At 35.7% G+C, this 18522-nt stretch carries 22 protein-coding genes; 17 read left to right on the forward strand and 5 right to left on the reverse strand.

Annotated features, from left to right (window positions below; translation table 11 throughout):
* Window positions 1-112: 112 nt before the first annotated feature.
* A complete protein-coding gene (locus tag BN6556_RS07690) occupies window positions 113-592 on the forward strand; it encodes an ArpU family phage packaging/lysis transcriptional regulator (protein ID WP_066189319.1) in 480 nt (159 codons plus the stop codon).
* Window positions 592-819: a hypothetical protein gene (locus tag BN6556_RS07695; protein ID WP_066189322.1), complete on the forward strand. Its 228-nt coding sequence runs from the start codon at window positions 592-594 to the stop codon at window positions 817-819. The genes BN6556_RS07690 and BN6556_RS07695 overlap by 1 nt, the downstream gene beginning before the upstream one ends.
* A 385-nt stretch (window positions 820-1204) precedes the next feature.
* On the opposite strand, the gene BN6556_RS07700 is transcribed toward BN6556_RS07695, so the two are convergent.
* A complete protein-coding gene (locus BN6556_RS07700; protein WP_066189325.1) occupies window positions 1205-1927 on the reverse strand; it encodes an NADPH-dependent F420 reductase in 723 nt (240 codons plus the stop codon).
* A 230-nt stretch (window positions 1928-2157) separates the two neighbouring features.
* On the opposite strand from BN6556_RS07700, the gene BN6556_RS07705 reads away from it, so the two are divergent.
* The 8 genes from BN6556_RS07705 to BN6556_RS07740 all read left to right on the forward strand — a co-directional run bounded on the left by BN6556_RS07705 (window position 2158) and on the right by BN6556_RS07740 (window position 9526).
* A complete protein-coding gene (locus BN6556_RS07705; protein WP_066189328.1) occupies window positions 2158-2517 on the forward strand; it encodes a winged helix-turn-helix transcriptional regulator in 360 nt (119 codons plus the stop codon).
* 219 nt (window positions 2518-2736) lie between these two features.
* On the forward strand, window positions 2737-3327 hold the full coding sequence (locus tag BN6556_RS07710; protein WP_066189330.1) for a DUF1989 domain-containing protein: 591 nt from the start codon (window positions 2737-2739) through the stop codon (window positions 3325-3327).
* Window positions 3328-4224: 897 nt separating this feature from the next.
* Window positions 4225-5493: a group II intron reverse transcriptase/maturase gene (ltrA, locus tag BN6556_RS07715; protein ID WP_066189333.1), complete on the forward strand. Its 1269-nt coding sequence runs from the start codon at window positions 4225-4227 to the stop codon at window positions 5491-5493.
* A 333-nt stretch (window positions 5494-5826) separates the two neighbouring features.
* Window positions 5827-7680, forward strand: a complete 1854-nt coding sequence (locus BN6556_RS07720) for a heavy metal translocating P-type ATPase (RefSeq protein ID WP_066189335.1) — start codon at window positions 5827-5829, stop codon at window positions 7678-7680.
* 193 nt (window positions 7681-7873) lie between these two features.
* Window positions 7874-8107: a heavy-metal-associated domain-containing protein gene (locus BN6556_RS07725; protein WP_066189340.1), complete on the forward strand. Its 234-nt coding sequence runs from the start codon at window positions 7874-7876 to the stop codon at window positions 8105-8107.
* A gap of 47 nt (window positions 8108-8154) precedes the next feature.
* Window positions 8155-8454, forward strand: a complete 300-nt coding sequence (locus BN6556_RS07730) for an iron-sulfur cluster repair di-iron protein, ric (RefSeq protein WP_066189342.1) — start codon at window positions 8155-8157, stop codon at window positions 8452-8454.
* Between the two features lie 66 nt (window positions 8455-8520).
* Window positions 8521-8754, forward strand: a complete 234-nt coding sequence (locus BN6556_RS07735; protein WP_066189344.1) for a heavy-metal-associated domain-containing protein — start codon at window positions 8521-8523, stop codon at window positions 8752-8754.
* A 64-nt stretch (window positions 8755-8818) separates the two neighbouring features.
* Window positions 8819-9526, forward strand: a complete 708-nt coding sequence (locus BN6556_RS07740) for a Crp/Fnr family transcriptional regulator (protein ID WP_066189347.1) — start codon at window positions 8819-8821, stop codon at window positions 9524-9526.
* Between the two features lie 504 nt (window positions 9527-10030).
* Here BN6556_RS07740 and BN6556_RS07745 read toward each other — a convergent pair.
* Window positions 10031-10234: a hypothetical protein gene (locus tag BN6556_RS07745; RefSeq protein WP_066189350.1), complete on the reverse strand. Its 204-nt coding sequence runs from the start codon at window positions 10232-10234 to the stop codon at window positions 10031-10033.
* A gap of 317 nt (window positions 10235-10551) precedes the next feature.
* Here BN6556_RS07745 and BN6556_RS07750 point away from each other — a divergent pair, with 317 nt between their 5' ends.
* Window positions 10552-11403: an AraC family transcriptional regulator gene (locus BN6556_RS07750; RefSeq protein WP_066189353.1), complete on the forward strand. Its 852-nt coding sequence runs from the start codon at window positions 10552-10554 to the stop codon at window positions 11401-11403.
* Between the two features lie 168 nt (window positions 11404-11571).
* Here the strand turns inward: BN6556_RS07750 and BN6556_RS07755 are convergent, their stop codons facing one another.
* The 3 genes from BN6556_RS07755 to BN6556_RS07765 all read right to left on the reverse strand — a co-directional run bounded on the left by BN6556_RS07755 (window position 11572) and on the right by BN6556_RS07765 (window position 13243).
* Window positions 11572-12411, reverse strand: coding sequence for a tyrosine-type recombinase/integrase (locus BN6556_RS07755; RefSeq protein ID WP_066189356.1), 840 nt, complete (start codon window positions 12409-12411; stop codon window positions 11572-11574).
* Window positions 12412-12706: 295 nt separating this feature from the next.
* On the reverse strand, window positions 12707-13027 hold the full coding sequence (locus BN6556_RS07760; protein ID WP_066189359.1) for a YolD-like family protein: 321 nt from the start codon (window positions 13025-13027) through the stop codon (window positions 12707-12709).
* Window positions 13028-13243, reverse strand: a complete 216-nt coding sequence (locus BN6556_RS07765; RefSeq protein WP_066189362.1) for a WYL domain-containing protein — start codon at window positions 13241-13243, stop codon at window positions 13028-13030.
* Window positions 13244-13699: 456 nt separating this feature from the next.
* Between BN6556_RS07765 and BN6556_RS07770 the strand changes: the two genes are divergently transcribed.
* The 6 genes from BN6556_RS07770 to BN6556_RS07795 all read left to right on the forward strand — a co-directional run bounded on the left by BN6556_RS07770 (window position 13700) and on the right by BN6556_RS07795 (window position 18521).
* Window positions 13700-13975 (forward strand): hypothetical protein, encoded by a 276-nt coding sequence (locus BN6556_RS07770; RefSeq protein ID WP_077706725.1) that lies wholly within the window; start codon window positions 13700-13702, stop codon window positions 13973-13975.
* Between the two features lie 35 nt (window positions 13976-14010).
* Entirely contained in the window at window positions 14011-14244 is a 234-nt protein-coding gene (locus BN6556_RS07775) for a pilin (protein ID WP_066189364.1), read from the forward strand.
* Window positions 14245-14283: 39 nt separating this feature from the next.
* The gene (locus BN6556_RS07780; RefSeq protein ID WP_066189366.1) at window positions 14284-14463 is read left to right on the forward strand and encodes a hypothetical protein; all 180 of its coding nucleotides are present in this window, start codon (window positions 14284-14286) and stop codon (window positions 14461-14463) included.
* Between the two features lie 87 nt (window positions 14464-14550).
* Window positions 14551-15195 carry a hypothetical protein gene (locus tag BN6556_RS07785; RefSeq protein WP_066189369.1) on the forward strand — a complete coding sequence of 215 codons (645 nt, stop codon included), beginning with the start codon at window positions 14551-14553 and terminating at the stop codon, window positions 15193-15195.
* On the forward strand, window positions 15188-16228 hold the full coding sequence (locus tag BN6556_RS07790; RefSeq protein WP_078060052.1) for a toprim domain-containing protein: 1041 nt from the start codon (window positions 15188-15190) through the stop codon (window positions 16226-16228). Before BN6556_RS07785 ends, BN6556_RS07790 begins: the two co-directional genes overlap by 8 nt.
* Before the next feature lie 34 nt (window positions 16229-16262).
* Complete coding sequence (locus BN6556_RS07795; RefSeq protein ID WP_066189375.1) at window positions 16263-18521, forward strand: VirD4-like conjugal transfer protein, CD1115 family; 2259 nt, start codon at window positions 16263-16265, stop codon at window positions 18519-18521.
* Window position 18522 lies beyond the last annotated feature (1 nt).

Consider the following 18522-nt stretch of genomic DNA (forward strand, 5'->3'; position numbering starts at 1 on the left):
AATAGCTTGGGTACTTCATTCTTTATCAAAGTATCATCCATCTATTGAAAAGGAACAAGAAGTTGAAATGAACAATATATAAATTTCTATTTATAAGAAAGGATGATGATAAATGAATTTTGCTGCTGAAATTGAAGGAGTTTTTACGAAAGAAGAAATTGAATCATTTTTAAAAGATGAACAGCAATTTTATATTGAATATGCAGAGGAAAACTGGTTAGACCGTTATTTTAAAATAAAGGCAATGTCGCAAAAAACACACGTACCTAGTATTACTTCCGTCATATCGGATACACCAGGTGGATCAAATCTTAACAATAGTAAAACAGAACAATTTGCTCTAAAATCTGTTCAAGCGAGTGAATGGTTAGACACATTATTATATGCAGTGGAATCTCTTGCTCCAGCTGAACAAAAATTAATTGAATTAAAGTACATGAAGAAGCGTAATGATGGTTCCAGATACTGTGATGAAGTTATTTATCCTCAGTTGTTTATCGGAAAGACAAGATACTATGAGCTGAAAAAGGAAGCTTTAGAAATGCTGGGAAGAAAACTATATGGTTTATTTAGTGAAAGAGGTTTTTCGTAATGGTTGCTATGATTCGGGCGGTGAAGAAAACAGTATTAGTTATGTTTTTGCTAGTACTGTTTATCACTTTTTCTACCATTTGTGGGATAATATTTTTGGCTGTTTTCCAGTGGTTTATGCATACTGAATTTTATTTGAGCATGGTTGGCTCTGTTGAATTTTGGATATGGGTGTTAGGAATTCCGTTTATTATTATCTTTCTTGTGTTTTGTGCAAAAATTGCTTAAAGTAAATTTAATTTAACGTTGTATCGTCATACCCCTTTAGTTATAATTTGTCTAAAGGGAATTTTTTTGGTGAAATAATTGTTATTATTTACCATTGTCAGTTTGGGAAGATATTTCCGGATATAATTAGATATTTACGTAACAATAGGTGGAGTTTGTGAATTGTTTCACTTAAACTAACGGGGCAGTTTAGTGTAATAACAATAAAGTTTTTTTTACGGCGACCCAAGGTGGATGAACAGAGTTTACTGTAATAGATTTAAAATATGCCAAAATAGTGATCAAGATTATTTTGATCACTATTTTTGATTCCAAATTTCCCTATGCCTTCTATGGTAATTTAAAATTAAATACCAGAGCAATAAATCAATATGGATTTCCTGAATTATGAATTATATATTTCTCTGTTTAGATTTACAATATCTTTATGTGACAATCCAGCTGAAAACTTTTCTATTACCTTATCTCGTAGGAATGGAGCTTTTTCTTTATCCGCCTTTTTCAATCCTTCCGTTAGTTTTTCTTTTGTTAGTTCTGTGCAGTATGCAGGGGTTCCTGGCTGTTGTCTCCAAGAATCACTTAAAGAGCCACTATCCACTGCATCGAAGCCTAGCTCATTTACTACGTCCATGATTATTTGTTTTTGTGATAGGTCATTACCAGAAATCGTCATGGCAATGCGACCATTAGTACCTTCGGGGGTTCCTTTATTTTCTAAAGTATAAGCTAATAGATTGCTGAAAGCTTTAATGATAGGTCTACCTAATTGATTTGAAACCCAAACACTTTCAACTATCCCGTCCTCAATTTCTTCAATTTTATTGTCTCTAAAAGGATAATAATTTGAAGTGTCTACAACGATTACCTCCTCTCCAGCTTTATCTACAATATTGCGAATGCTTGGCATTACATGAAGAGGGATAGATATTATAAGAACATCAATATTTGTTATTACATCTTCTACACTCACAGGTGTTCCAGCAAGCTCTTTTCCTTCTAAGCGTTCAATTCCTCGAGCATCTGCAATTTTGACATCATGTCCATTCTTAACTAATTTTTTAGAAATAATTGTCCCTATTGGTCCTGCACCTATAATTCCAAATCTCATTATTGTTCCTCCTAATAATAATTTTGTTCGATTATGATTAAATATAGCTATGAAATTTTCCAATTGCCTCAACACGAAATTGTCTACATTTCTTTTTTGCAAGCAAAAAGGTAATTGAGTGTTTTGGTTATATATAATATAATGAACCCATTACTCTTATTTTTAAAGTAGGCAATAAAAAATAACATAGTACACTTTTTTGTACTTTATAGAAGAAAAGGGATGTAAGTATGGCTAGAATATGCAAGGATGGATTTGAAAAAGAGTTTATTAAGGAGCAAAGAGACGTTTATGGTATTGCGTATACCCAAAATATGCTTACAGGACGCTGGAAGTATATTATTCTTTGGTTTTTAAAAACAAAAGAACGTCGTTATAGCGAAATTAAAGCTTTTTTATGGGACATTTCACAAGGTTCTCTTACAAAACAGTTGAGAGAATTAGAAACAGATGGATTAATTAAACGAGAGGTTTTTCCTGAGGTACCTCCACGTGTTGAATATTCATTAACAACTAAAGGGCGTGAATTTATCCCAATACTTGATATGATGGAGAATTTCGGCAAAAAATTCGGGGAGAAACCTGAGTGAAATAATAAAATGATATTTTTTATTAATTGAGCCGATATTGTGAAGTGTTGTACTTAAATTAACTGGTGCGTTAATTTAACAAGAGTTAACACTTTTTTATCGAATATATTAAGTAATGGGGCTAATTGAAGAGTGTTTATGTCCATTGAAAAATGATTTGGCCTTACATCTAAGCAACATAATTGTATGACACTAATTATAACTAGAAGGGAAAACAAAATGCGAGAGTTAATGATAGATAAACAAACAGGACAAGCCTTTAAAATAAATAGGGGAGAAAAATTCTCCGTTATCGATATTGAAGGACAGCAGGTTGCAGATCTTTTTGCTGTAAATGCTTCTGCATTCAATGAATTTTTTTCTGCACCTGTTACCATAGATTGTAAAGAATCGTTATTTTTTTCAACAGGGGACATTTTATACAGTAACAAATATTTACCGATGCTCACAATCATAGAAGATGACGTTGGTGTTCATGATATGATGATACCATCATGTCGACTGGAAACCTATCAGCATTTCTATAATGTGAACCACCATCATAGCAATTGTTTTGATAATCTTAATGATAGTTTAAAGACATATGGCATTTCTCACTTTCATTCGATTCAACCATTGAATATATTTATGAATACTACAATCACACAGGACAAAAAAATTATTATTGAGCCACCTGTATCTAAAGCAGGAAGCAAAATCACATTTAATGCAGAAATGAATTTAATCGTAGGGATTTCTGCTTGCAGTATTACAGAAGGGGCTTGTAATGCGGGGAGATGTAAGCCTGTACTGGTTCAATTTATAGATTAATTTATAACCTCGCACCTCTGTTTTTATGGATTTATAATGAAACAGCCATAATTTTTTATTGTTGGGTACATTATCCACATTTATTTTAGGGCTTCTTTCAGCTTTCCCTTTGTTCAAAGCTAATTTTGAGCGTGAAAAAGCGAAAATAATTATATCCTTATTTACTTCGTTATTTCCATTGGCAATCTTCGTAATGAAAGGTTTAATTTTTACAGTTTCGTTTATCGGAAAATAAACTTTGTGAAATGATGTACTTAAACGAACTGGTGCATTAGCGAAAGAAGCGACATTGAGGTAAGTGGCAGTTTAGTTGAAGAAGAAAAATTAAATATTAAGATAAAAACGCTCAGAATATTTTCTGAGCGTTTTAGTGTGTGCCAGGCATGCACACATTCTTTAGGGTTGAAGTCCCGAGCCACGAAGGCAGTAGTAGTGGTTAGCTTAAGACAAGGGTGTCTGGGGCGACCCAGAATCTGAAGGAAGTCGGCGGCAAATCTCCGCCCTTAGGAACACGAACTTCATCAGGCTAGGTATACTTGGGTGAGGTTGCATTACAAACTAAAACCCTTACTGCCAAAGGGTATACAAAGTAAATGAAGTGGGGACATGGAGAGGAAGAATGTGTGCTTACCCTGGGAGGTCTGATAGAAATGCGGTGCACACGCCGTAACCGAACATGTAAGTGTTCGCTGAACTATCAGAAGTCAGCCGAAGCCGTAGTACTAGATATTTCTAGGATATCTAGGAAGGGCTGAATCATTTAAGAAGAATTGTCGCTTTGCGTACGCAAAACTTGATGAAGCAGAAACATGTAAACCTTCCTAGTGGAGGAAACGGTGAATCCCGCGGGGGACATTAGAAGGGCTGAAAGTTATTGCCACACAAGAAGAAGGAACAATTCACGTAGGAGTAAGATATCATGTATCACGGGAAAACCTAATACTCGCACTTAAACGTGTTGAGCGAAATAAAGGAAGTCATGGTGTGGATGAGATGCCTGTACAAAACCTACGAGCGCATATCATGGAACACTGGACTTCCATTCGAGGACAACTCGAAGAAGGTACCTACTATCCTCAACCCGTTCGTCGTGTCGAAATCCCGAAACCAAACGGCGGAATGAGGAAGCTAGGAATTCCTACCGTGTTAGACCGATTCATCCAACAAGCAATCGCACAGGTTCTTACAACCATTTATGACCCAACCTTCTCAGAGCACAGTTATGGTTTTCGTCCAAATAGACGAGGCCACGACGCAGTAAGAGAAGCAAGAAGCTATATCAAAGATGGCTATCGGTGGGTTATCGATATGGATTTAGAGAAATTCTTTGATAAAGTACATCACGACAGATTAATGCGAACGTTGAGCCAACGAGTCAAAGACGCGAGAGTGCTTAAACTGATTCGCAGATATCTCCAAGCTGGTATTATGGACGGTGGGATTGTACAGCCGAACATGGAAGGAGCACCTCAAGGTGGACCATTAAGTCCACTACTTTCTAATATTGTTTTAGATGAACTAGACAAGGAATTAGAGAAAAGAGGACTTCGCTTCGTCCGTTATGCGGATGACTGTAATATCTATGTCCGTTCCAGGAGAGCTGGTTTACGAGTGATGAAAAGTATTACTGAATTTATCGAAGGAAAACTAAAGTTAAAAGTAAATGAACAGAAAAGTGCAGTAGACCGCCCATGGAAACGTAAATTCCTTGGATTTTCTTTCACTTTCCATAAGGTGAACCCAAAGATTCGGGTCTCTAAAGAGAGTATCAAACGGTTTAAACACCGTGTCAGAGAACTAACCTCCAGAAAGAGATCTATGAATATGAGGGATAGAATCGAAAAGCTAAATCGATATTTAGTAGGCTGGCTTGGTTATTATCAGCTAGCAGAAACACCTACCATATTTGAAGCTCTAGATGGCTGGATAAGAAGAAGACTTCGAATGATACGCTGGAAGGAATGGAAGAAAGTCAAAACAAAATACAAGAATCTCATGAAACTTGGAATTAAGAAAGGAAAAGCGTGGGAATGGGCAAATTCAAGGAAGGCATATTGGCGTATAGCCAAGAGCCCCATCTTGTCTAGAGCCCTTGGCAACCAATATTGGTTAGAGCAAGGGTTGAAGAGTCTATCCAAGCGATATCAGACCATGCGTTGGACCTAAATGAAACCGCCGTATACGGAACCGTACGTACGGTGGTGTGAGAGGTCGGGGGTTAGTCACCCCCTCCTACTCGATTTGCAGTTTATAATGCTTTTCTAAAGCCTGCTGAATAAAGAATGTACAATATAATGATTTTTTTTGATTGTATGTTCGATAATATATAAGAGTTATTCAGTTATTCAGTAAAACAGTTGGATTTGTTTTGCTGTTCTTTTATAATTTTTCACTTTTACAATAGAACTTGATCCTAATCAATTTTTATTTCATAGAAACATCCTATACTAGAGTCATCAACAAGGAATACAAATGAAAATGAAATTGGAGGGAATCAACATGCAAAGATATATATTAAGTAAAAAGAATTCCATTACACTGATCAGTGCAATTTTGATTGCACTTGCATTCTTCGGACGATTTTCCTTAGACAACATGGCCATTTTCAATTGGTCGCTCATCATTGCATCTATTCTTGGTGTAGCACCAATTGCGATTCAAGCCTTTCAGGCATTAAAAGTAAAAGTTGTCAGTATTGATGTTTTAGTTACCATTGCAGTAATTGGGGCAGTATTGATTCAAAATTATGAGGAATCAGCCATCGTTACTTTCTTATTCTTATTTGGTTCTTACTTGGAGCAACGTACCTTGAACAAAACACGTTCTGCCATTAAAGAATTAACAGAGCTGGCACCAGAAAGTGCTTTAAAGCAAATGGAAAATGGAGAATTTGAAGAAGTTGATGTCGATGATGTAGATGAAGGTGACATTTTATTAGTCAAAACGGGTGCAAAAGTCCCCGTAGATGGAACCGTGTTAACAGGTGAAGGTCACATCAATGAAGCAAGTATTACCGGAGAGTCTGTTCCAGTAAGCAAAAGGGTCGATTCTGAAGTATTTGCGGGAACAATCTTAGAAAATGGAACGATTCAAATTCGATCTGACCGTGTAGGGGAAGATACAACATTTGGTAGAATTATCGAATTAGTGGAAGAAGCACAGGATTCCAAATCAGAAGCAGAGCGGTTTATTGATCGATTCTCTAAATATTATACACCAGCTGTTTTAGTCCTTGGTTTTATTGTTTGGCTATTCTCAAAAGATATTGAACTAGCTATCACGATTCTTGTTTTAGGATGTCCAGGTGCATTAGTTATCGGGGTTCCTGTATCCAACGTTGCCGGTATCGGAAACGGTGCACGTAATGGTGTCCTCCTAAAAGGTAGTGAAGTTATCAATGACTTTAGCAGAGTAGATACTATCGTTTTTGATAAAACGGGAACATTGACAGTAGGAAACCCTGAAGTTGCCGAAAAAGAATTTTACGGCAACAACACTGAAGAAATTCTAGGATACTTAGCAAGTGTGGAGCGCGAATCGGACCACCCACTAGCAAAAGCTGTCTTACAGGATATTGGCGAGACAACTTTCTATACTGTTGAAGAAACCGAAGTCGTTAAAGGTGGCGGAATTGTAGCAAAAATAGGTGTTCATCGTATAGCCGTTGGTAACGTAGCTTTAATGGAAAAAGAAAATGTGAAATTAAGCGAAAAAGCTAAAAAAGACGTCGAACGCTTTGAGAAAAATGGGAATTCTCTTGTGTTAACTGCGGTTGACGGAGAATTAAAAGTTCTGATGGGTATTCGGGATCAAATCCGTCCAGGTGTTAAAAAAGATCTTCAAAACCTAAAAAAACTTGGAGTCAAAAACCTAGTCGTTCTTTCAGGGGACAACCAAGGAACCGTAGATTTAGTTGCTCGAGAACTTGGATTAACAGAAGCACACGGTCATATGCTTCCAGAAGGAAAATCCGCATATATTGAAAAAATGCAAGCAAAAGGCCAACTCATTGCCTTTGTCGGTGACGGAGTGAATGATAGTCCTTCATTAGCCTTAGCAGATATCGGAATCGCAATGGGAAGTGGAACAGATGTTGCAATTGAAACATCGGATGTCGTTTTAATGAATTCTGACTTTAGTCGTTTACCACACGCATTAGGCTTAACAAAATTAACTTCAAGAAACATGAAACAGAACATCACCATAGCAGTTGGTGTGGTATTAGTCTTACTTGCTAGCCTACTATTTAGTGAATGGATGAATATGTCAATCGGGATGTTGGTTCACGAAGCAAGTATCTTAGTAGTCATCTTGAATGGTATGAGATTGCTTCGATACCGTTTGAGAGGATAAATTTAATAGAAAGCGGTCTTGACGAATGATAAAGGGGAAGTATTCAGGTAGGAAGAACAAAATACTCCCCTACTTTTTTCTTAAAACTTGATTTGCGTCAATTTCATTTCGTTGAACCTCAGCTATACTTAAATTGTAAAGAAGAAGAGGGAAAACAAAAAAGTCAAAGATAAGATGAAAGGAGAAATAATTCATGCAAAAAGCAGTTATTCAATTAGAAACATTATCTTGTCCATCTTGTATGCAAAAGATTGAAAATGCGGTGAAAGGATTAAATGGGGTTAATCAAGATAGCTTAAAAGTATTATTCAATGCCAGTAAAGTAAAAGTAGATTTTGATTCAGAAACGATCACCGTTAACGATATCAAAAAGGCAATTGAAGACTTAGGATATCCCGTTGTTAAATCAAAAGTAAAATCTGCCTAAGACAAACACACATAACAAAAATTATATATAGAAAGAGGGAAATAATAATGTCTGAACAAACATTTAACGAAGTAATAACAAACCATTTTGAAAAACTGGATTTATACACTACTGCGATTACACGGGCCCATGGTAAGAACCATCCAGAAGCCTTTGAAGTACGTGAACTATTTGAAAAACTCAGTAAAAAGGTAAAAGATGCTGGTGCAAACAAACCAGACTTGGATGTTGAATTTGCTCAGTTACGAAAAATCACAGACAACTACGCCATTCCTGGAGATGTATGTGAAACATATGCAGGCACCTACGAAATGTTATCAGAAGTAGACAAAGCATATCAGGCTTAAAAGTAACCCAAAAACAAAAGAATAAATTGGTTTACGGTCGTTAAAAAATGAAGGGAGAAATGATTTATGCAAAAAGCAACGATTCAATTAGAAACCTTATCTTGCCCATCTTGTCTCCAAAAGATTGAAAATGCGGTGAAAGGAATAAACGGTGTGAATCAAGATAGCTTGAAGGTAATGTTCAATGCTAGTAAAGTAAAAGTAGATTTTGATTCAGAAGCAGTCGTTATTAACGATATCGAAGAGGCAATTGAAGACTTAGGATATCCTGTTGTCAAATCAAAGGTAAAACCTGCTTAATCGAGTGAATAGAAAGGAAGCCTAAGATGCCCTCTTAGGCTTTTTATAAAAAGGAGAGGTTATTTTGGAACAAAACCAATGTTGTCATCACCAACATGGACATGCAGAATGTATTCGTATTGTTCCCATTTTCAACCATCTGGAAGACTCACAAATGGATTTGATTGCGGAATCTGCCAAGACACTTCATCTACAAAAAGGGGAAATGTTATTCCGTGCAGGTGAGAAAGATGATACCTTATATATTATCAATTCAGGTAAGGCTCGGATTTACCGCTTATCGGATTCTGGAAAAGAACAACTTGTTCGCATTTTAAATCCCGGTGATTTTACAGGTGAAGTCGCCATTTTCCAACCTGGAAGTATTCATGAGAACTATGCGGAAGCACTACAAAATACATCCATTTGTTTAATTAAACGAGAGGATTTACAAGAGTATTTGGTGGAATATCCGCAGATCTCATTAAAAATACTGTCAGAAGTAACGATGCGTTTGAAGGATTCTGAAAAACAAACCACACAAGTAGCGATTGAAAATGTAGAAACCCGCATTATATCCTTTTTAGCTGAGAATGTTGAAAAGGGAAGTGGCAATAGTCCAACGATTATCTTACCAATGTCCAAAAAGGATTTAGCCTCGTATCTTGGTACCACACCAGAAACAATCAGCCGTAAATTTACTACTCTAGAAGAACTTGGATTGATTAAACAGTTACCGAAAAAGAAAATTAAAATAATGGATTTAGATCAATTGTTACTTCATACTGAATAAATATAAGAGAGTAGCGTGCCATCATCTAACGGGTTAAGTTTAATAGTACAAAACATAAAATAACAAACCTTTTAGCAATCCAATTAGCATATAAAATGGATTGCTAATTTTTGTTGGTTTAACAATGTCTATCTACAAAAAAGAAAGAAAAATGGCTCCTTATTTGGCACTTATTTTACCAAGATGACATAATTTTGTGTCAACTTCATTATTTAGCAGAACAACTCCCTAATAACTTAGCGAATTCCTCTGATAAATAGCTAAGGAATTGGAAATTTATGTTAAAATTATAATTTGGATTGTGAATTAGTGTACTTAAAGTAAATGGTGCAAGAGTTAAGCAAGGTGATCCTTATGGGGTCACCTTGCTTTATAAAATTCGAGTTTTATCATTGGAATATTATGTTAGTATTTAGATAGGTGTTATTTAGCTAACGGGGCAGGTTAGTTCAAATTCTGTTTTATATAAATAAAAGACGGTGAAAACGCACCGTCTATAATTAGCTATTTATTTTGTGTTAATTCTTTGTAATAAAGGTAATCGACTTTATACTTGGTAGCCATTAACTGTGAAGCCAAAACCGCCGTATAAACAGTGGTTAGTACAATTGCTCCAACACCAAGACCTGCAAGGTTTATCTTATTAGATGTACTCATTCCATTATTGCTTGTGTTCATTCCATTATTACTTGTAGGTGCTTCTTCCATTTTATTAACCCCCTCATTTGTTATAGGGGTATTATTTGTAACGGCATTTAAACTTATACTCAAAAAATAACAGGCAGGTTCTAAAAACTTTAAACTTGTGAACAAATGTACTTAAACTAATTGGTGCGATAACACAATAAGAGCAGTCGCCTTTTATTGTGCCATTTGGTAGTTTAGTTTAAGAGTGTGGTCTGATAATCTTTTCAAAAAACGGGCCAGTTAGCTTAACTAACTCAAAAATACTGTCCGACCAAAGCACGGAAAGACAGGATTAATTGATGATGCTCTGTTAGGATTTTAAATAAGGAGTGAGTGACATGACGTGGGTTGAATCATTACAGGCAGCAATAGACTATATGGAAGATCATTTACTTGATGACCTTCCGATAGAAAACATTGCCCAACAGGCTAACTTTTCGGTTTTTCACTTTCAGCGTACATTTGCGATATTAACTGATATATCTGTTGGTGAATATCTTAGACGTCGTCGCCTAACATTAGCTGCCTATGAGTTAACAAGATCAAACACAAAGATTATTGATATCGCCTACGAATATGGTTACGACACTCCTGAAGCTTTCTCGAAGGCCTTCAGGCGGCAACATGGTGTAACACCAAGTGAAGCACGAAAGTACACGGGAAAGCTAAAATCTTATAACCGCCTGGTAGTACAGGTGAGTCTGAAGGGAGCAGAACCAATGCAGGTCAAAATTGTTGAACGTGAGGGATTTCAGATTGTGGGGTTTAAACAGGAATTTTCACTGGTTAATGAGGAGAACCTAGTGGGTATCCCCAAAATGTGGGATAAGATAAACGGAGAGGGCACAGACGAGCGATTGTTTAAATTGAACAATGGTCCAGTTGAAGGTGTAGTGGGTGTATGTGTTGAAATAGATTCCGGGTCCATTGATTATTGGATAGGTACAGCACACGAGGGCAGTGCTCCTAATGGATTATCAACTTTGGAAATCCCCGAATCCAAATGGGCCGTATTTGAGGTTCACGGGCCGATGCCGGATGCTATGCAAAAAGCGTGGAAACAAATTTTTTCAGAATGGTTTCCTTCAAGTGGTTACAAACATGCAGGTGCACCAGAACTAGAGGTATATTCAGATGAAAATCCATCCAGTCCTGATTTATATTCAGAAATCTGGATCCCTGTAAAATAGGAACCTATATAAGCAGTGGATTTCATCATGAATCCACTGCTTCAAGAAATTATTTTAATCCGCAATACGATCGGGCGCGATTCTGAAATGAAAGTCTCTTTTTCATTTTCAACTATATTGGTGCAAAAATTGAAAAGAGCAACGCAATATCTTGTTGCTCTTTAACCTCTAAAAGTATTTTCTATAAAACTCTTGTCGCAGCCTCCCAGTTAATTGAGCATAGATTCGTGTTGTTTCGCTTTTCTCGTGTCCCAGCAAACTTTGTATAACTTCAAGTGGGGCTCCATTGTTCAATAGATGAGTTGCGTAACTGTGCCTTAATTGGTGGGGGTGGATGATTTTATTAATTCCAGCCCGATTAGAGATACGTTTAATGACGTATCTCATTTGAGCTATGCTCATTCTATGTGGATTGCGCTCCGTGACAAATATAGCTGGATCATTATCATCTCGTCTATCGAGGTATTTTTTTAGCCAAATATCACAACGTATATTGAAATATACCTCTCTCTCCTTATCTCCCTTCCCCCGAACAATTGCGGATTGACTTCCCCAGTTAATACTATTTCGGTCAAGTGTAACAATTTCTCCAATTCGACATCCTGTAGAAAACATATATTCAAATAAGGCTTTCTCCATTGAGGTAAAGCAAGCATCTCTTAAATGTTCAATCTCTCTTTCTGTTAAAAACTTTGGAATACGTTTACCAACTTTTGGTTCTTTTATTTTACTAGCAGGATTAGTCTCAATAATTCCTTCCTCGTGTGACCAACGAAATAAAGATCGAATAAACCTTATTCGATGAGACAAACTCGATGGTTTCAATTCTTTGCTTGATTCACCTAAATACTGCTTTAGATGCTGGGTTGTAATGTGCTTTATTTTGGTGTTGCCAAAATAATTCATTAACAACTTTGCTTGAAGCTTATAAGCAATCAATGTTTGTGGCGAAAATCCTTCAATTCTTTTATCAGATTCATAAGATTTTGCAGCTTCAGACATCAACAATAAAATTCACTCCCATATTGATCTTTGTTATACATTTTTACCAGATAAGTAGAATTAAATAACTATTTTTACAATTACGATGAATGTAATAAAAATTAATGATCAAATTAAATTAATATGAGTTATTCAATAAAGTTGTGAAACTCGCTGAATTGTTGTATTAAGTCGATGATCTCTATGGAAGGACGGATACAAAATGAACCTGGAAGCAAAATAGCAGGGTATTGAGGATTTAGTTAAGATTGTGGATGATTATTTTGAAAGACAAAAAATTAACCCCTTTATGCACTGGGGGTTAATCAATAGCGACATCTATTAGATCATTCAAATTAATTTTAGTACGTTCTTCGTTATCAATTTTGATGTATTTATTCACGATATCAATTTTATACAGTTTCCCTTTAGCCATATGAAAATAACGATCTTTATAATGCTTAATTTCTACAGTTAAATTATTGTGTATAGCCAGCTGGAGCTTCATACTGTTTTCTTCTATTTGTTGTTCATCCAGGATAGGCTTAGTTTTCCAATTATCTTCTTCCGTCCATTCATTTAACATTTGGACATGTTCTGGCAGCATTAGTGATGTCCATTTGATTGTTCCTCTTTCGTTCATTTAAGCACCTACCCTTTTTCTTGAAGGTCCAGCAGAAAGGATATTATCTAACCTAAATGTTCGCACCTTTTCACGGTAATAACAATACGCAAGTATGTAATTATCATGTACCTGCAGTACCCTTATATAACGCTGTGTGACCTTATTATTGCTATCCATATAAAAAATAACAATCTTTTCTTTAATTTCAATTGAGTTTAAAAACAATGTCTTCATGTTGAACCCTCCCATAATAGGAATCTTCTTTTGGAACACTTGTTCTTATTATAGCAAATAATTGTATAATGTAAACAAAAAAATAAGCCGTCCTATTGGATAGCTTTTCATTTTAAATATGTTATTACTATGCATTCAAGTCTTCCGCAGTCCTTCTTCGACACTCTAATCAAATGAAAACATTTTTCATGAGCCAAAGTATGAAATTCACTGATAACTACAGATGATCTTGCTTTAACCACTTGGATACATCCATTACAATGAAGTCTGCCAATAACCATTAAAATTAATATGATTTACGAACTTTTTGCGAACATTTACCGAACAAATGACGAACCAAATTCCATAAAAACGGTGTTAAAGTATTAGTATCAGGAAGTTTGATACTTCCTAAAAACTCTTTTCTTTTACGAGAAAAGAGTTTTTATTTTGCTCTTTTTTAGGAGGTGAAACAGAATGTCTGATCATACACAAAAGGAAAATCAACAAGTCGAAACATTGAAAGTTAAAGAGAAACATTCACCTGATTCACAAAAGAAGGCTTCACAATCAAAAAAGAAGAAACCAACAAAACCAACTGCCTTTAAAGAATTTGAAGCATTGGCAAAAGAAATTGTAGAAGCAAATGGTGAATCTTATTATGAGTGGCTTCATATGCAACATCAGGAAATTATCTTGAATTTTAATGTTCATAATCGAAAACAAATTACAGAGGTAGCTAAGCAATCCTAAAGACAACTACTTGAAGGGAAAGGAGTTGAAAATCTATGCAAGATGCAATTCAAACAATCACAAATATAACTGATGGAATTAAACCAGTTGCACCAGTTCTAGCAGGGCTAGTACTTGTTGTCATTGGTCTACTGTGGACTTTTGCAAAAGATCCTCAAAAGAAGGAATTGTACACTGGTTGGATGGTTAATGTTGCCATTGGTTTTGGCATTGTTTATTTAGCAGCGAGCCTTGTTAGTTGGATGGGAGGACGTGTTGTTGGATTTTAATGTCTGAATTATTTTTTGCATTCAGGAGGTGTTTGAACAATGGCGAAAGAGCACAAGTATTTTGTAAGTTACATTTATTCGGAAGGGTGGGGAAACATTGATGTTACCTTAACTGAACCCATTCAAAATATTGATGACATTCGATCTATGGAACAAGCGATTGCTGAAAAACAAGAGTTGGATGAATCGGTTTGTGTGCAAAACTTTATAGCACTATAAGGGAGTCAGTTATAGTTTATGGCTTCTCTTTAATGGAGAAGCCTTGCATGAACAATACGAATTGGATATAGACGTGAGGTGAAATTGGTGGAAGTAGAAGAAGTAACTAAAAAGTCCTCAAATACAAAGAATAATACTGTTCATGGAAAATCTGTTGATCCATATTCAGCATTTGAAATTCGTTTCTGTAAAGTGATGTGTGATCCATCGAAACGAAGCATCCCGTTAGACTTAAACAATGAACAATTAAAATCACTCTACAATGGAATTAGTCCTATTATTGAAACAAGCATCTTTGCAGAAATGGAACATGTGATGACTGCAATACGTACTAGTTTTGATGCTGTGATTGATAGAGTAGGTGACGATATAGAGCTAAAATCATATATGAATAACGATAAAAACTTTAAAAGGATCATTACTCATGTAGTGACCAATTATCAATCACTACAGGAACAACGTATTAACATATTGATGATACACAATATGGCGTATCAAAGGCTAGAAGATAAATTGTTTGGGGAAACTTTCGTAGTTGATAAAGGATTTCAAAAAGCATACCAGCTCCATAATGAATTAATCCAATCGTTTCACCATTGTTACCATCACTTATTGTTTGAGGGCACAATGCTAGATACGGATGAAGAAGTAGAAGTGAAAGTCATTGAGCCGATTGTCCAAAGATATGCCGTGAAAATACGAAGGATGCTTGAGGGTGGTGAAAATGCATAAACAAAGTTTGTATAAAAGGTTGGTTTATCAAAATATCGAAAATGCGCTAGATGAGCTGAATGCAGAAGATAAAGGACGTTATTATATCTGTAATTGTCCAGAATGCAACGAACATGAGGCATTTATATATAAGAACAACACAAACTTTATTCAATGCAACCGTGAGAATCATTGTGGAGAACGAATGCTATTACAGTTCCAGGAGAAAAAGAGCTTACATCCCGAAATAGGAAAGATGCAAGAAACCTATCCGAGCCTTTCAGATGACCAAAAAGAAGCATTAACTTGGTCGATGAGGCTCTTTTCTTTTGCCAAAACAGGGTTTAAAAGTGAAGCACTAGATAATGGCTACCGTGGATTATCAAAAGAAACAGCAAGAAAACATATTGTTGATTTACAAAATAAAGAGGTGGCAAAATACTTTTTCAAAAAAACAAGTAGCTTGTTAGGAAAAGATTACTCTAACAATAGCTGGATGTGTAAGCGAAATTTGGTTTTTTCTCTTTATGATAAAAGTAACATTTTAGATCGAGTGTTGTTACGTTCTAGTATTGATCCAACACTGGAGCCCAAAGAAATACAGTTAATCATGAATCTTTCTAAAGACACGAAGGATTTTTTTATTGAGATTCCAGAGGAAACAAAGACGGTTGTATTTAGCGAATCATTGTTGGATGCTCTTTCTTTTCGTGAAGTAGATGAACATTGTGGATTTATTGCATTAACAGGTGCATCTAAAACACGGCAAGTGCAAGCATATATCCGGGAGAACAAAGATACATTTACAGATAAGCATATTCTAGTGGCAATGGATGATGATAAAGCAGGCTGGAAAGCAACAAGAAAACTTGTTTTTGCACTAGAAAAGGAAGGTCTAGGTGAAAATGTTTCGTTATTCCGTTATAGTGACGGCTATCAAGATGCAAACGAATTTTTACAAGGTAACCGAGAGCAATTCACCAAAAGATATTTACAAGATACGAATCAGTTGGAGCAGACTAAACAAAATGTAAATGAAATATCATTATCATAAAAATGATGATGATCTGTAAAGAAAGGAGTAAAAGATGCAGCATGCCAATGATAAAAAGTCATTAACAGAACGTTTAAGCGATTGGAAAACCATAAGTTTCTTTATAGTATGTATTGCTGTTGTAGGATTTTTCGTTGCGAATTTCCTGTTACATTTTTTGCAACAAGTATTACATTTAGTGGAAGGTTTTGCAACGAATTCAGAAAAGGTAAATTTCCATACATTCTCTGTCGATTGGCATTACTTTTTCATTTTCCAATACGAGTGGATAGAGTTTTATGTGGGATTTTATATATTGATTGGGATCAGTGTATTGAAACTCCTATACAATGTGAAAATGAACTATCAATCGATTAACAAAGGTCAACACGGAACCAACGAATTTGAAAAAGTGAAGAATATGAAAAAACAATATTTAAGTATTCCATCAAAAATAAAAGAATATGAGGGGAAAGGCGGTACAATTATTGCTGGATTACATGAAGGGAATAACTATCAATTATTAATTGATGATGCTCCTGTCCATACGATGGTGATTGGTATTACACGAAGTGGTAAAGGTGAAACTTTTGTTGTGCCAATGATTGATGTGCAAAGTAGAGCTAGCGAAAAACCATCTATGGTTATCAATGACCCAAAAGGTGAACTGGTTGGTGCTTCTTATGAAACATTAACAGAACGAGGTTATGACGTTCATGTTTTTAATCTTATTCAACATGACATGAGTATGGGATTTAATCCATTGCAGTTGGTCATTGATTCATGGAAGAACGGCCGTTATAGTGATGCACAAAAATATGCTAACAGTGTTGCATATAGCTTATATCATGATCCAAATGCCAAAGATCCTTTCTGGTCAAACAGTGCAAAATCACTTGTGACTGCAATTATCCTTGCATTAACAGAGGATATGGTCACTCAAGGAAAAGAAGAACGGGTGACGATGTATTCCGTAGCAAACTTCCTTTCAACAAAAGGAAGTGACAATGACGAGGAAGGAAATAATGCCTTGGATTTGTTTTTTCAAGCAAGAGATGAAAATAATCCAGCAAGAATGATGTATGCGACATCGAACTTCGCGACAGGAAATACAAGAGGAAGTATTTTCAGTGTGGCCATGGATAAATTGCAGATATTTACGTTAGAACCGAATGCGAAAGTAACTGGGTATAATAGTTTGGATCTAACGGATATAGGGTTTGGTGATAAACCAATTGCATTATTCATAGCAACACCTGATTCTGATAAGTCAAATGAGGTATTGGCAAGCATTTTAATCAGTCAACTTTATAGAATAAATTCTGAGAAAGCAACAAAAAGCCAGAGCGGGAAAATGAAGCGAAATGTTCACTTCCTATTAGATGAATTTGGAAATATGCCAACGATTGAGGGAATGGCCGGAATGGTGACAGTTGGTGCTGGGCGAGGTTTTCGCTATCACTTAATTATCCAAGCTTACTCCCAGGTTAAATCAATGTATGGCGAAGAATCAGACACCATCATTGGAAACTGTTCCAATCAAATATATATTCTAACGGAAGATAAAAGCACTGCCGAACATTATTCGAGTATGTTGGGAACAAGAACGATTACAGATGTGAGTCGAAGTGGGGAATTGCATTCGTTTGATAAATCGCATAGTGAATCAACCAAGGAGAGGGCATTGTTGACCTCAGATGAATTGATGAGATTACAAGAAGGACAATCCGTTGTGATTCGAGTAAACAAACGACAAGATACGAAACGAAGAAAAATTGAACCGAAACCGATTTTTAATAAAGTCCAAACGAAGCAGAAATTCCGTTATGAATACCTAGCAAATGATTTTGATACAAGCAAGTCCATTCTATCCTTGCCGATTGCTTCTGATGCTTATTATGAAATGAATTTAAATGAAATGGTATATTCAGCCAAAGTACGGGACGATTTATATTTACGAATGGCAGATGTAATGGAATCCGATGACTTTATAAGACTGAAACGTAATTTAATGCAAGTAGAAGGGCTGTCGCAAAAAGATAGAAGTACATTGCAAAAACAAATGCTGGAAGTGGAAGAATGGTCATTTTTACATTATTTAAGTTACCTTGTCTATCATCCAAATCTTGAAGCATTGCACTTGAAATTGATGGAACCGGTATATAAATATTTGCCAGAGGATACTGTGTCTAGCTGGCAAGAAAAAATAAATGAGAGAATGGAACACCAACTTGAACTGAGGAAGCAAAAAAATGAAAGTGAACAAGAAAATGAAGAGGAAGCGTTAATACAAAAGGCTATTAGCGCAAATTAAA

It is taken from the genome of Gracilibacillus timonensis, assembly GCF_900086715.1.
Taxonomy (GTDB): domain Bacteria; phylum Bacillota; class Bacilli; order Bacillales; family Amphibacillaceae; genus Gracilibacillus; species Gracilibacillus timonensis.

Coding starts and splice junctions, on each gene's coding strand:
- BN6556_RS07705 (WP_066189328.1), top strand. CDS start 2,158: ATGGCTAGAATATGCAAGGATGGATTTGAAAAAGAGTTTATTAAGGAG.
- BN6556_RS07700 (WP_066189325.1), bottom strand. CDS start 1,927: ATGAGATTTGGAATTATAGGTGCAGGACCAATAGGGACAATTATTTCT.
- BN6556_RS07710 (WP_066189330.1), top strand. CDS start 2,737: ATGCGAGAGTTAATGATAGATAAACAAACAGGACAAGCCTTTAAAATA.
- BN6556_RS07790 (WP_078060052.1), top strand. CDS start 15,188: ATGCATAAACAAAGTTTGTATAAAAGGTTGGTTTATCAAAATATCGAA.
- BN6556_RS07775 (WP_066189364.1), top strand. CDS start 14,011: ATGCAAGATGCAATTCAAACAATCACAAATATAACTGATGGAATTAAA.
- BN6556_RS07745 (WP_066189350.1), bottom strand. CDS start 10,234: ATGGAAGAAGCACCTACAAGTAATAATGGAATGAACACAAGCAATAAT.
- BN6556_RS07750 (WP_066189353.1), top strand. CDS start 10,552: ATGACGTGGGTTGAATCATTACAGGCAGCAATAGACTATATGGAAGAT.
- BN6556_RS07690 (WP_066189319.1), top strand. CDS start 113: ATGAATTTTGCTGCTGAAATTGAAGGAGTTTTTACGAAAGAAGAAATT.
- BN6556_RS07765 (WP_066189362.1), bottom strand. CDS start 13,243: ATGAAGACATTGTTTTTAAACTCAATTGAAATTAAAGAAAAGATTGTT.
- BN6556_RS07795 (WP_066189375.1), top strand. CDS start 16,263: ATGCAGCATGCCAATGATAAAAAGTCATTAACAGAACGTTTAAGCGAT.
- BN6556_RS07725 (WP_066189340.1), top strand. CDS start 7,874: ATGCAAAAAGCAGTTATTCAATTAGAAACATTATCTTGTCCATCTTGT.
- BN6556_RS07735 (WP_066189344.1), top strand. CDS start 8,521: ATGCAAAAAGCAACGATTCAATTAGAAACCTTATCTTGCCCATCTTGT.
- BN6556_RS07770 (WP_077706725.1), top strand. CDS start 13,700: ATGTCTGATCATACACAAAAGGAAAATCAACAAGTCGAAACATTGAAA.
- BN6556_RS07720 (WP_066189335.1), top strand. CDS start 5,827: ATGCAAAGATATATATTAAGTAAAAAGAATTCCATTACACTGATCAGT.
- BN6556_RS07730 (WP_066189342.1), top strand. CDS start 8,155: ATGTCTGAACAAACATTTAACGAAGTAATAACAAACCATTTTGAAAAA.
- BN6556_RS07780 (WP_066189366.1), top strand. CDS start 14,284: ATGGCGAAAGAGCACAAGTATTTTGTAAGTTACATTTATTCGGAAGGG.
- BN6556_RS07760 (WP_066189359.1), bottom strand. CDS start 13,027: ATGAACGAAAGAGGAACAATCAAATGGACATCACTAATGCTGCCAGAA.
- BN6556_RS07695 (WP_066189322.1), top strand. CDS start 592: ATGGTTGCTATGATTCGGGCGGTGAAGAAAACAGTATTAGTTATGTTT.